The organism is Microbacterium sp. NPDC055988 (genome assembly GCF_042269505.1).
Classification (GTDB): domain Bacteria; phylum Actinomycetota; class Actinomycetes; order Actinomycetales; family Microbacteriaceae; genus Microbacterium.
Genome location: NZ_JBHJXY010000001.1, coordinates 1505617 through 1517756 on the forward strand (window position 1 = coordinate 1505617; position 12140 = coordinate 1517756).

12 protein-coding genes are annotated in these 12140 nt (G+C 69.4%); 4 read left to right on the plus strand and 8 right to left on the minus strand.

The window, feature by feature from the left end:
- Positions 1-39: 39 nt before the first annotated feature.
- On the minus strand, positions 40-1701 hold the full coding sequence (locus ACFC14_RS07385; protein ID WP_376102413.1) for an ABC transporter substrate-binding protein: 1662 nt from the start codon (positions 1699-1701) through the stop codon (positions 40-42).
- A 195-nt stretch (positions 1702-1896) separates the two neighbouring features.
- On the opposite strand from ACFC14_RS07385, the gene ACFC14_RS07390 reads away from it, so the two are divergent.
- Complete coding sequence (locus ACFC14_RS07390) at positions 1897-3249, plus strand: FAD-dependent oxidoreductase (RefSeq protein WP_376102416.1); 1353 nt, start codon at positions 1897-1899, stop codon at positions 3247-3249.
- A gap of 19 nt (positions 3250-3268) precedes the next feature.
- Here the strand turns inward: ACFC14_RS07390 and ACFC14_RS07395 are convergent, their stop codons facing one another.
- From ACFC14_RS07395 to ACFC14_RS07420, 6 genes are all read right to left on the minus strand, one after another.
- A complete protein-coding gene (locus tag ACFC14_RS07395; RefSeq protein ID WP_376102419.1) occupies positions 3269-4006 on the minus strand; it encodes a Pr6Pr family membrane protein in 738 nt (245 codons plus the stop codon).
- 125 nt (positions 4007-4131) lie between these two features.
- Positions 4132-4521 carry a DoxX family membrane protein gene (locus tag ACFC14_RS07400; protein WP_376102422.1) on the minus strand — a complete coding sequence of 130 codons (390 nt, stop codon included), beginning with the start codon at positions 4519-4521 and terminating at the stop codon, positions 4132-4134.
- Positions 4522-4550: 29 nt separating this feature from the next.
- Entirely contained in the window at positions 4551-5417 is an 867-nt protein-coding gene (locus tag ACFC14_RS07405; RefSeq protein ID WP_376102425.1) for a ribonuclease H, read from the minus strand.
- 107 nt (positions 5418-5524) lie between these two features.
- Positions 5525-5767 carry a hypothetical protein gene (locus ACFC14_RS07410; protein WP_376102428.1) on the minus strand — a complete coding sequence of 81 codons (243 nt, stop codon included), beginning with the start codon at positions 5765-5767 and terminating at the stop codon, positions 5525-5527.
- A gap of 77 nt (positions 5768-5844) precedes the next feature.
- Complete coding sequence (locus ACFC14_RS07415; RefSeq protein WP_376102431.1) at positions 5845-6153, minus strand: protealysin inhibitor emfourin; 309 nt, start codon at positions 6151-6153, stop codon at positions 5845-5847.
- Positions 6128-7198, minus strand: a complete 1071-nt coding sequence (locus tag ACFC14_RS07420) for a M4 family metallopeptidase (RefSeq protein ID WP_376102434.1) — start codon at positions 7196-7198, stop codon at positions 6128-6130. The genes ACFC14_RS07415 and ACFC14_RS07420 overlap by 26 nt, the downstream gene beginning before the upstream one ends.
- 359 nt (positions 7199-7557) lie before the next feature.
- Here ACFC14_RS07420 and ACFC14_RS07425 point away from each other — a divergent pair, with 359 nt between their 5' ends.
- A complete protein-coding gene (locus ACFC14_RS07425; RefSeq protein WP_376102437.1) occupies positions 7558-8817 on the plus strand; it encodes a hypothetical protein in 1260 nt (419 codons plus the stop codon).
- 65 nt (positions 8818-8882) lie between these two features.
- Complete coding sequence (locus ACFC14_RS07430; protein ID WP_376102439.1) at positions 8883-10091, plus strand: hypothetical protein; 1209 nt, start codon at positions 8883-8885, stop codon at positions 10089-10091.
- 124 nt (positions 10092-10215) lie between these two features.
- Here ACFC14_RS07430 and ACFC14_RS07435 read toward each other — a convergent pair whose 3' ends face one another.
- Positions 10216-10659: a hypothetical protein gene (locus ACFC14_RS07435; RefSeq protein WP_376102441.1), complete on the minus strand. Its 444-nt coding sequence runs from the start codon at positions 10657-10659 to the stop codon at positions 10216-10218.
- Positions 10660-10822: 163 nt separating this feature from the next.
- On the opposite strand from ACFC14_RS07435, the gene ACFC14_RS07440 reads away from it, so the two are divergent.
- The gene (locus tag ACFC14_RS07440; protein WP_136042674.1) at positions 10823-12139 is read left to right on the plus strand and encodes a sugar ABC transporter substrate-binding protein; all 1317 of its coding nucleotides are present in this window, start codon (positions 10823-10825) and stop codon (positions 12137-12139) included.
- The last annotated feature ends 1 nt before the right edge of the window (position 12140 follow it).

Genomic DNA, 12140 nt, shown 5'->3' on the forward strand with positions numbered 1-12140 from the left:
TCCGCCGGCAGCATCCCTTCGAAGGGGGGCGGGTTCCGATCAGGAACCGGCGCCCTCCTTCCAGGTGTTGTAGAACCAGAGGTTGCCGTAGGCGCGGTCGAATGCCAGACCGTGCACGCTGTCCTGCGACGAGACCAGCGAGGGGCGGTAGTACAGCGGGATCGAGGGGACGATCTCGGTCAGACGCTCCTGCGCCTGCGCGTACAGATCCGCGATCTCGTCGGCGTCGGTCGATGCCCGTGCCGCGGCGACGAGTTCATCGAGTTCCGCATCGGCGGTGTTGGTCTGGTTCGTCCCCCGGCGCTCAGGCGTCGTGACCTCGGTCGAGCTGTACTTGATGAACAGCACGTCGGCGGTGTTCGTGGTCCAGATGCCGGCACTGATGTCCTGTTCGCCTGCGGCGACGCGGGCCTGCTGATCCTCGGACGAGAGCAGATCGATCTGCACCTCGACACCGATGTCCTTGAGCTGGTCCTGCACGATCTCGAGGATCTGGTTGGCCTGCGTCACGTCGCCCGTCGTGGGGAAGTAGAGCGACAGGCGCTCGCCGTCCTTCGTGCGGAATCCGTCGGAGTCGACCTCGGACCAGCCGGCGTCGTCGAGGATCTCGTTGGCCTGATCGACGTCATAGGTGAACGTTGCCGTGCTGTTCTCGGCGTAGTTCGGCGTCGAAGGGACGAGGAAGCCATCCGCCACCGTCCACTGCCCGAACGAGACCGCGTCGATGATCGCCTTGCGATCGAGGCCGGCGAAGATCGCCTGCCGCACTGCCTGGTCGTCGAGAGGAGCATTGTTCTCGTTGAGCCACAGCGAATACGGGTGGCCGGGCCGGTCGAACCTGGTGAACTCGAGGCCGTCATTGCTCTGTACCGACTCCACGCTCTGCGGCGGAGTCCAGTCGATGACATCGAAGTCACCGGCCACCAGGCCGTTGTAGCGCACGCTGTCTTCGGCGACGAAGCTGATCTCGATGCCGTCGAGGTAGGCGGCTCCCGTCCTTCCGGCATCCGACTCCGGAGCCCAGGCGTAGTCGTCGTTGCGCTCGAGGGTGAGAGACTCGTCCGCCCGCCAGTCGACGACCTCGAACGGCCCCGTGCCGATCGGGTGATCGACGATCGTCTCGGGCGCCTCGGTGAGCTGCTTCCCCGAGATGATGCTCAGGTATGCCTGCGACAGCACGTTGATGAGTGCGGAGTACGGTTCGGAGAGCGTGATCTCCAGGGTCAGGTCGTCGATGGCCTTCGAGCTCTCGTACGGCCCGAGGTACGACGCCTGCAGCGGCGCCGCCGTCGCGGGATCGAAGATGTGCTCGATGTTCTGCTGCACGACCTCGGCGGTGAGTGGCGAGTCGTCCTGGAACGTGATGTCGGGTCGCAGGTGGATCGTGTACACGCGGCCGTCGTCGGAGAGATCGTACGACTCGGCCAGTAGACCCTCGAAGGTGCCGTCCTCCTTCTGCCAGAACAGCGTGTCGAAGATCGCACGGAAGATGAGCGGGTCGTTCGAGTTCCCCTGCTGGTGGGGGTCGAGGTTGGTCGGTGCCCAGGCGTTGAGAGCCACCTTGAGCGTTCCTCCCGCTTCGGGCTCGTCGCCGCTGGTGGGGCCGGGGGAGCCGCCGGTGCTCGTCGAGCATGCGGCGAGCGTGATGGTGAGCACGGTCGCTGCGATCGCTCCGAGCAACCGATTCCGGGATGCCGTCATGGCCTCTCCTTGCTGTGTGGGGGTCTTGGTGGTGAAACGCTATGTGAGGTGCGGGAACCGGCCGACGGGGAGTCGAGGGGTTACCGGTGGTTACGCCCGGTTACCCGCGTCGTCGTTCTGTGTCGCATCGGCGGAGGGGTCCGGACCGCTCGGCGGGATCGAGAATCCCCCGGCTCGGGATAAAGTGGCGACACGATGAGGATCACGCGCCGCACTCTGCTCCTCGGCGCCGGAGCCGGCGTCGCTTCGGTGCTTCTCGCCTCCTGCACCCCCGAACCCGCGCCGACCCCGACGCCTACGCGCACCCGCGAGCCCGAGCCTCCGCCCGGAGTTCCTGCGCCCGCCGGCAGCGTCCGCAGCACCTGGACCACCGACCCGTTCGCCCTGGGCGCCGCCAGCTTCACCCCCGTCGGCGTCGTCGCCGGCACCCGCACCGCACTGGGTCTGCCCATCGACGACCGCGTGTTCTTCGCGGGGGAGGCGACCGACGAGGAGGCTCCCGGCACGGTGCGCGGCGCGATCGCCTCGGGTGTGCGCGCCGCGGAAGAGCTCATGATTCCGTCGAGTTCCGGGGAGCGGGTGGCCGTCGTCGGCGCCGGCCTCGCGGGCGCGACCGCGGCGGCACTGCTCGCCGAACGCGGGGTGCAGGTGACCGTGTTCGAGGCGCGCGACCGCGTCGGCGGACGCGTCCACTCGCAGGTCGACGACTCGTGGCCGGTGCCGGTGCAGCTCGGCGCCTGGCTCTTCGGCGAAGACGACTCCGAGGTCCTCGATCAGCTGACCAGCGGCGATGTCGGCATCGACGAGCTGACGGGCGAGCTCTGGCGCACACCGGATGCCGACATCGACCCGGTCGACCCGCAGCCGTTCACCGCGGCGATGACGACCGCGCAGGCCGCACCCGAAGATTCCTCGGTCGCCGACGCCCTGACCGCGGCGGGCGTCGATCCCGCCGACCCCGCGACCGCCGCCCTGCTCGCGATCCTGGCCACCCGCACCGGAGCAGATGCCGACGCGCTCTCCAGCTGGCTGGCCCCGCCGCTGCCGACCGGCGACCCGAAGGCCGCGCGCGACGACCTCACCCCGTTCGTGGAGCATGCCCTCGACGGCGTGCAGGTGGGGCTGAGTTCCCCGGTCGCGCGCATCGCGTACGACGACTCCGGCGTCAGCATCCGCCTCGGCACCGGCGAGGCCCTGTCGTTCGACCGGGTCGTGGTGACCGTGCCGCTGGGTGTGCTCCAGAAGCGCAGCATCGAGTTCGAGCCGGCGCTGCCGTTCTCGCAGCGCGGTGCGATCGCCGCTCTCGGCATGGGTGCGATCGAGACGGTCTGGCTGCGGTGGGACGAGCCGTTCTGGCAGAACGAGGAATCGGTCTGGCATGCCGTGGGAGCCGATGTGCTGATCCCGACCTGGATCAACCTGCAGCCGACCACCGGAGAGAACGTGCTCGTGGGCCTCGTCGGGGGCACCGCTGCCGCGGACTTCGCAGCGCTCGACGAGAAGGCGGCGCTCGAAGCAGCCCTCGCCTCGCTCACGCTCTGGATCTGACCGCGCTCCCAGACCGCGACTAGCTTCGCGCGGTCGCCGTCTCCCGCTCGGATTCCTCCGGCACGCGCTCGCCGTCGGCCGTCGGTGACCCGTCCGGCGCATCCTCGTCGTCATCGGCATCCGTCCGCAGGCGTCTCGGCAGCGGCATCCGGCTGATGAGCACGAGCAGGGTGGAGACCACGGCGAAGCTGCCGAGCGCGATCGCCGACGAGGCGAGGAACTCCAACGGCCCGCTCACCTGCCGCGGGTCGAGGAAGTAGTAGGGGTACCAGCCGATCATCGGCCCGCGGATCATCGTCGCGACGCCCCACAGCACCGGGTAGGCGAGTGTCACCGGGATCACGCGCCACGGCACCGAGCGGTGGCCGGGCGCCAGGGCCCACGCGGCCACCGTCAGCGCCGGCAGCCAGAAGTGCAGCACCTGATCCGACCACGGAACATCGATGCGGATGCCGCGGAGTCCGGCCTGCCAGACGAGGATCGCGAAGACCAGCCCGGCCGTGATCGTCCAGGTGAGCACGAGTGCCAGCGCCACCGTGAGCCATCGCGGATCCCGCGCCGTGCGCAGAGCGATCACGCCCGCGATCGTGAGCAGCACGACGAACGCGATGTTGGACTGGTTGGTCAGATAGGCGAAGAAGTTCTGGCTCGCGATCGTATGCGACGCGAGCCCCCAGCTCAGCCGGTGGATCAGCGCCGCGAGGCACACGGCGGCCGCGCCGAGGCGGAGCAGGCCGAAGACGGTACGCGCCTTCACCGCTGCGTCACCCGCCGTTTCCTCATCCGCCGAGTCTACGGATCCGACCTCCGAGGTCAGGCGCGCCGCGGGGGGCGCCCGCCCTGACAGTCGGGGATCGGTGCTGGTGATTCGGTGTCGATGGGTCAGCGTCGGGGCCCGCGCGTCGACCACAGCGCCAGCGCGACGAGCACCGGCTGGAAGAACAGCCGGACGAAACGCTTCATGTCCGTGTCGAGGCCGAAGCCGTCACGGTGGTGCATCCACTGCGCCACGTTGCCGGGGAACACGGCGACGAAGAACAGCGCGGCGATCGTGCCGACCGTGCGCCGACGGCCTCGCGCCAGCAGCAGAGCAGAGCCGAGCGCGACCTCGGCCACGCCGGAGGCGAGCACGGTCGTGTCGGGGTCGAGTGGGAGCGACTCAGGCACCTGGGCCTGGAATTCCTCACGAGCCACCGTGAGGTGGGAGACGCCCGCGAAGACGAGGGAGGCGCCGAGGAAGATGCGGCCGATGGTGCGGGCAGGAGTCGACATGGTGCGAGCTTACGCCTCAGCCACCCGGCTCAGATCAGGCGGCGGAGCGCTTCTTCGAGAGAGACGCCCTGGGCCTCGGCGCGGTCGCGCAGGCGGGCGTGCTCGTCGGATGAGAGCGGGATCCGCAGCTCGATCGGGTCATCGTCGGGGGAGTCCAGGCCGTCGAGCAGGTCGGAGGCCTCGGCCCAGAGCGGCTCTGCGAGCGACGCCGCTGCGGCGAGAGAGGGGGCGGATGCCGATGCCGCCGCCGCCGTCGTCGCCGCCGTCGAGCGGGCGCGGTCGTCGGTCGCGACCGCGCCACCGTCGCGTGCGGACGCGGAACCTGACTCTTCTGCCGACGATGTTGCCGCCGGCGATGTTGCGGCCGACGCCGGTGCGGGTGCCGAGGCCGCGACGGAGGCCGACCCGGCTACGGCGGCACCGCCATCCGTCCCCATCGTGAAGCCCGGTCCTCGCCGCGGTTCCTGCTTCGCCTGGTAGGCCTTGGCGGCAGCGTTCGCGCGTTCGTCGGCCGCCTCGTTGAGCGGGTGTCCGGCGTGACCCTTGACCCACGAGAACTCGACGTCACGGCCGCCGATCGCCTCGTCGATGCCCTCGAGCAGGTCGCGGTTGAGCACCGGCCCGCCGTCGGACTTGCGCCAGCCCTTGCGCTTCCAGCCCGGCATCCACTTGGTCACGGAGTCGATCACGTAGCGGCTGTCGCACTCGATCAGCAGCTTCTCGTCGGTGCCGGCCGTGGCGAGAAGCAGCTCGAGCACCGCGCGCAGTTCTCCCTGGTTGTTGGTGCCGTGCGGGGAGCCGCCGGCCGCCCAGTTCGCGTCGTCGATGTACCAGGCCCAGCCGTTGGGGCCGGGGTTGCCCAGGGCGGAGCCGTCTGCGGCGGCGGTGATCGTCATCCCTCAACCGTAGCCGCGCGGCGCTTCGTCGATTCGCACCCAGCGGCGTAGGGAATCGATCCCTGCCATCCGTCGTGGAGGTGATCCTGCGACGGCGTGCCGGTGGGTCAGTCGCCTTCGGGTTCGGGTTCGGGCTCGCGGCTCTCGGTCGTCAGGGCCTCGGGGGTCGGTGGCGCGACCGGGAACAGGACCGAGCTCAGGTCGCCGCTGGTCTCGGCGCCGAGGCCGATCGACAGCGGATCGACGACGGGCGCCGTGTCGAGCACATCCGCCTCCGTGCGCTCGAGCGGCTCAGAGGGCAGCACCCACTGGTTCTCTTGTTCTTCCGGCTTCTGCTGGAACAGTCCCATGGTCTCCATTGTGAACCTGCGCGTCGGCGGCAGGGCCGGATTCACACCGGATTGATCGGATGCCGGAGCGTGCGGGTTCAGCGCCGGGCGGCCGTGCGCACCGCTTCGACGAGCGTGCGCCACGGCCCGTCGAGTGCGGAATCGGGCAGGTCTCGCTCCCGACGTTCGGAGGGCGTGCGGGCCCGGATGCTCCAGACGTAGCGGTCGGCGCCGGTGCCGGCATCCGTCTCCTCGTCCCACGGGCAGCCGTCGATGAGGTCGATCCACTCGCCGGCGTCGTCGGGCTCGGCTTCCACCCGCCACTGACGACGGATGCCGGCGATGCCGCCCGAGCGCACCACCGCGATCACGACGTGCGTGTCAGTCGGTGGAGGGGACTCGCTCATCCTCATAGACTCCCACGGCGCTCCAGGCGCGTCGAGCCGCTTCGGCCGTGGCATCGTCGATCGCGGTGGCGGCGGACACCGTGGCGTCGGCGAACTCCGTGAAGGTCGCCGTGCTCGACAGGCCTCCGGTGAGAGCCCGATACCAGACCGTGCCCGCGCGCTCCCAGGCGTTGCCACCGAGGTCGGTCGCGAACACGGCGAAGGCGCGGTTGGGGATGCCGGAGTTGATGTGCACCCCGCCGTTGTCTTCGGTCGTGCGGACGAAGCCGCTCATGTGGTCGGGCTGCGGGTCTTTGCCGAGCTCGTCGTCGTCGTAGGCGGTGCCGGGCGCGATCATCGAGCGCAGCGCCGCACCCTCGACGGCGTCGGTGAAGATCTCGGCACCGATGAGCCAGGACGCCTGGTCGGCGGTCTGACCGAGGGCGTACTGCTCGGTCAGGGCCCCGAACACATCGGCGATGGATTCGTTCAGCGCGCCGGGCTGCCCCTGGTACTCGAGGTTCGCGGTGTGCTGCACGACGCCGTGCGCGAGCTCGTGCCCGATGACGGTGAGCGACCCGGTGAACCCTTGGAACACCTCGCCGTCGCCGTCGCCGAACACCATGCGCTCACCGTCCCAGAACGCGTTGTCGTAGTCGATGCCATAGTGCACGGTCGCGTCCAGCGGGGCGCCGGCGTCGTCGAGGGAGTTGCGCTGGAACGCGGCGAGCAGCATCTCGAACGTGGCGCCGAGCCCGTCGAAGGCCTCGTTCACCGCGTTGTCTTCCACGGGGCCATCGTCTTCCCCGCGCACCACCGCGCCGGGGAGCTGCTGCGTGTTGCCGGCATCGCTGATCGTGCGGTTCGGGGCATCCGACAGCTGCGCGACGAGGTCGCCGTTCTCGTCGATCGAGAGGTCGATGCGCGCACGGAAGGGCGGGCGGCCCGAGGTGAGCGTCTGTCGTGCGGCAGCTGCGGCCTTGGGGAAACGCCCCGACTCGGCCAGGCGCGCGAGCAGGTAGGAGGGGACCACGCCAGGACGTTCTCGGGATGCTGTGCTGCTCATGCTGCGACCCTACGCCGGGGCGCCGACGTTCGGACACTTCGTCCGTCGGCATGACGCGAAGTGAAGAGACGTCGCGTGGTGACCTGACGCGGAATGAAGGAGTTCTCACGACATGAAGGAGTGATCTGGCCCGACGCTCCTTCATGTCGAGAGTTCTCCTTCATTCCGTGTGGCTCCCGCGGGACGAAGGAGTTCGCACGAAATGAAGGAGCGATCCGCCCAGACGCTCCTTCATGGCGAGAGTTCTCCTTCATTCCGTGCGGCCCGTTCGGGAAGACGGCTTCATTTCGCCACATATGCCACGACCAGCCGCCGCGCGACTTGATAACGAGAATCGTTCTCAATAAAGTGACAGAGACATGAACTCTCACTCCCCTCGCGCCCCCTCCCGCGCCGCATCCGCATCTCGCGCCGCATCCACCGCCACCGCATCCCTCGCTGCCGCGGTCGCGCTGCTGCTGGGGGTCACCGCCTGTGCGCCGTCCGCTCCCGCGGCACCGGCGCCATCGGCCTCCCCCGACGAGCACGGCATCGACGCGGGCGACGCGGCCGAGGTCGCCGCCCCGGCTCGCGCCCTCGTGATCGCCGACCGGAACGGCGAGCTCACTCTCCTCGACCTCGACACCGAGGAGCGTTCGACCCTCGCGCCGGGCCACGACGATGTCACCGGCCTCGTCAGCGACGGCCGCCTCCTCTACCGCGCGTATGACGCGGAGGGCGGCACCGTGGTCGAGGTGTTCGACTCCGCGCGCTGGACCGTGCCGCACGGCGATCACACCCACTCGTTCCGCGGCGAGCCCCGCTCCCTCGGCAACCTCGAGGGCGAAGGAGGCGTCCGGGTCGTCGCAGGGGAGCAGCGGGCGACGATCGCCTTCGCGAGCGGGGAACTGATCCTGCTCGCCCACGACACCCTCGCCGGTGGGCTGGATGCCGCCCCACACGCGACCGTCGACGCGTTCGGCCCCGTGGCGTTCTTCGCCGACCATCTGCTCGTGCCGACAGCCGACACCGGGATCGAACTGCTCGACCCTGCAGGCTCCCCGGTTCCCGGCGCTGCGACCCCGTGCGCCGACCCCTCGGACGCCGACATCACTCGCGTCGGCGCCGTGTTCACCTGCAGCGAGGGTGCCGTGCTCTTCACCCGCGAGGTCGGCGGCGCCATCGCTGCCGAGACGATCCCGTACCCCGCGGCGGCTGCCCCCGTGACCGGCCTCGCCGGCCGCCCCGACCGCCCCGACCTCGCGGGTGTCACGGGCGCGCAGGGTGCCTGGTTGCTCGATGTGCGACAGCGGCAGTGGATGCTGCTTTCCTCGGACGTGCCCCTGCTGCGCGCGGCTGCCCTGGGCGACGACGACAGCCGCACGGTCGCGATCGATGCCGACGGTCGCGTCCGGGTGCTCGCGCCGGACGGCACGGTACTCGCCCGCACAGAGCCGCTGCTGGCAGCATCCGTCACCGACCCCGCGCTGCGCGAGAGTGTGCAGCTGCTCGTCGACGCCCAGCATGCCTACGTGACCGACCCGGCGACCGGGGCCGTGCACGAGATCGACCACGGTGACGGCACCGTCACCCGAACCTTCGCCGACCTCGACCCCCGGTTCGTGCAGCAGGTCGGCTGATCCCTCGACGACTCCGTCGTCGTCGCGCATCCCGCGCACCCACCCAGAAGAAAGAGAGACGATCCATGTCCCGACCCCGCAGACGCCTCGCGATCGGCGCCCTCGGCGTGATCGCCGCCGTGGCGCTCGCCGGATGCGCGACCTCAGGTCCCGCCGCTGAGAACACCGCAGGTTCCGCGCCGGACGACCATCACGAGAGCGACACCCGCATCGCCGTGACCTATGACGGCGGTGTGCTCGTGCTCGACGGCGAGACCCTCGACACCATCGGGCAGGTCGAGCTCGACGGCTTCCTGCGCGTGAACGGCGCCGGCGACCACGACGGCCACGTCTTCGTCACGGCCGAAGACGGATTCCATGTGCTCGACTCCGGCCTCGCGTCCGGCGCGGTCGAGTTCACCGGCGAGGTGTTCGATGCCGAAGCCGCCGGCCACGCGGTCCCGCACGCCGGACGCACGGCCCTGTTCGACGACGGCACCGGCGAGGTGCGGGTCTTCGACACGGATGCCGTCGGCACCGGCACGCTTCCCGAGGTCGACACGGTCACCTCGGAGGCGGCCCACCACGGCGTCGCTCTCGAGCTCGCCGACGGCAGCATCCTCTCGACGATCGGCACGGCCGAGGCGCGCAGCGGAGTGCGGCACCTCGCGACCGACGGCACCGAGCTCGCCCGCAACGAGCAGTGCCCGAGCGTGCACGGCGAGGGCGCGCTCAAGGGCGAGGTCGTGATGTTCGGCTGCGAAGACGGGGTGCTGCTCTTCGACGCCGGCGCCTTCACCAAGGTCGATGCCCCCGACGAGTTCGGTCGCACCGGCAACGCGTACGTGAGCGACACCAGCGCGATCGCCTTCGGCGACTACAAGACCGACCCCGACCAGGAGGGATACCTGCTGTCGCAGCTCGCGCGCATCGACACCGCGGCGCAGACGATGTCGATCGTCGACCTCCCGGATGGTGTGGAGTACACCTGGCGCGGGGTCGGGCGCGACGCGCACGACAACGTCGTGGTGCTCGGGGCCGACGGCAGCCTGTCACTGCTCGACGAGTCGGGTGAGCTCGTCGACACCTGGAGTGTCATCGACCCGTGGCAGAGCCCGACCGAGTGGCAGCAGCCGCATCCGGGCCTGCACGTGGTCGGCGATGTGGCCTATGTGACCGAGCCGGCGAAGGACCGCATCCTCGCGGTCGACCTGCACACCGGTGAGGTCTCGGCCGACGCGACCCTCGATGTCGTGCCGAACGAGTTCGTGGTGGTCGGCGCCGCCGGGCACTGAGCATCCGTTCGGCGTGACGATCCGCCGACGAGATGACGATGAGCCGAGGGTTCGATGCCGGAACCTCGGTGATTCGTCGTCCCGTCGGCGAATCGTACGTCCGGCTGACCGATCACGGTCGGGGTCAGTCCTGTTCGATGCTCAGCACCGTCGTCCGCATGCCGTCGGCCTCGTACTGCACCGGCATCCCGGGGTGATCGATCGAGAACCAGAAGACGCCGTCGTCGGTGTCGTATCGACGGCACGTGAGCTGTCCGAGCGGCGTCGTCAGCGTCACCGTCGACACGCTCGTCGTCCCCGCGTCGAAGGCGGCATGCCCCTGCAGCTCGACCCAGGTCACCCGGTTCGAGACCACGGCCTTCGGGTCGGCGGCGGCCCATCGGTCGAGGGTCGCGCCCTCGTCGTCGGTGTCGTGGAAGCGGTTGACGTGTTCCCCCAGCGGGCCGTCCGGTCCCTCCAGGAGCAGCCGGATCGTCTTCCCTGATCCGGTGGCTTCGCGGATCTCGGCGGCGGTGAACGGGGTCGGCAGAAGTCCGGGGCCGAGCAGGTACGGGTCGGGTTCGGTCATGCAGACAGTCTGCGCCCTGCGCGGTGCGCACGTCACGAGAAGGTCTCGATGCCGGGAGGCGGGAGGGCCGATCCTTGACACGATTGCGTTCTGTATACAGAATACCAGTACGCCCGAAGGCGTGATCCCGACCTGATCTTCCAATGATGAAAGAGGTAGCGAGATGGCTCGTGCGAACGTGACGCGGTATCTGGCACTGGGTGCCGCCGGCGCTCTGGCACTCGGACTCGCCGCGTGCAGCGGTGGGGGCGGAGGCGGCGGCGGTGGCGTCGACGCCGACGGCAACGCCACTGTCGTCTGGTCCACCTGGGGCACCGCCGACGAGCTCACCCGGTACGAGGAGTTCAACAAGGACTTCATGGAGCGCCACCCCGACATCAAGGTGAAGCTGCAGCCCGTGGCCGACTACGGCGACTACCACTCCAAGCTGCTCGCGCAGCTCACGAGCAACACCGCTCCCGACGTGTTCTACGTGGGCGACGACAAGATCGGCCAGTTCGTCGACTCGAACCGCCTCATGCCGCTCAGTGACCTGATGGACTCGAAGGACAGCAAGACGAAGAAGGACGACTTCTTCCCCGGGCTCTTCGGCGCCGCCGAGAACGACGGCGAGGTCTACGCCGCTCCGAACGACTCGAACCCCGACGTGTTCTGGTACGACAAGAAGGCGCTCGAGGCGGCCGGAATCACCGAGGACCCGGCGACCCTGGCCGAGAACGGCGAGTGGACCACCGACAAGTTCCTCGAGATGAACAAGAAGCTGCACGAGGCAGGCCTCACCGGCACGATGTATTGGAACTATTGGGCGACCCACTGGAGCTGGCTCTCCTCTCAGGGCCTGGACGCCCCGTACGACGACTCCGGCGCGTTCGTCGCGAACGAGGATGCGGCCACCGTCGAGTCGGTGCAGCAGCTCGGCGACCTGTTCGAAGACGGCACGTTCGTCGTCGCGGACACCCTGCCGGACGGTGCCGGGGCCGACAGCGTCTTCGTCACGCACAAGGCCGGCTTCTTCGTGCAGGGGCGTTACACGATCGGCACGGTCGACGCGACGGGCGAGAAGGACAGCTACGACATCGTGCAGTGGCCGACGCCGGATGGCGAGCCCGCCCCCACCGGTGTGGCGACCAGCTTCCTCGCGATCAACGGCAAGACCAAGGTCGAGGACGCCGCGTTCACGTTCTGGACCGAGTTCCTCTCGGCCGAGGGGCAGACGTTCCGCCTCCAGGGCGGCGGCAACGCGGTCCCGTCGATCAAGGGGGCCGACGAGGTCGTGCTCGAGGGCGACTACCCTGCTCACGCCCAGACGTTCCTCGACATGCGTGACATCGGCTTCGAGGACTACCCGGCCGAGGCGCGTGTCCCCGGTCTGCCGACGGCCATCGCCGACGAGTTCCTGAAGCTCTATCAGGGCAAGACCGACGCGCAGGCCACCCTCGACACCATCGCCGACGTGGTCAAGGAACGGTCGGAGAAGTAGG

Coding starts and splice junctions, on each gene's coding strand:
- ACFC14_RS07390 (WP_376102416.1), top strand. CDS start 1,897: ATGAGGATCACGCGCCGCACTCTGCTCCTCGGCGCCGGAGCCGGCGTC.
- ACFC14_RS07430 (WP_376102439.1), top strand. CDS start 8,883: ATGTCCCGACCCCGCAGACGCCTCGCGATCGGCGCCCTCGGCGTGATC.
- ACFC14_RS07415 (WP_376102431.1), bottom strand. CDS start 6,153: ATGAGCGAGTCCCCTCCACCGACTGACACGCACGTCGTGATCGCGGTG.
- ACFC14_RS07405 (WP_376102425.1), bottom strand. CDS start 5,417: ATGACGATCACCGCCGCCGCAGACGGCTCCGCCCTGGGCAACCCCGGC.
- ACFC14_RS07410 (WP_376102428.1), bottom strand. CDS start 5,767: ATGGGACTGTTCCAGCAGAAGCCGGAAGAACAAGAGAACCAGTGGGTG.
- ACFC14_RS07435 (WP_376102441.1), bottom strand. CDS start 10,659: ATGACCGAACCCGACCCGTACCTGCTCGGCCCCGGACTTCTGCCGACC.
- ACFC14_RS07425 (WP_376102437.1), top strand. CDS start 7,558: ATGAACTCTCACTCCCCTCGCGCCCCCTCCCGCGCCGCATCCGCATCT.
- ACFC14_RS07440 (WP_136042674.1), top strand. CDS start 10,823: ATGGCTCGTGCGAACGTGACGCGGTATCTGGCACTGGGTGCCGCCGGC.
- ACFC14_RS07385 (WP_376102413.1), bottom strand. CDS start 1,701: ATGACGGCATCCCGGAATCGGTTGCTCGGAGCGATCGCAGCGACCGTG.
- ACFC14_RS07420 (WP_376102434.1), bottom strand. CDS start 7,198: ATGAGCAGCACAGCATCCCGAGAACGTCCTGGCGTGGTCCCCTCCTAC.
- ACFC14_RS07400 (WP_376102422.1), bottom strand. CDS start 4,521: ATGTCGACTCCTGCCCGCACCATCGGCCGCATCTTCCTCGGCGCCTCC.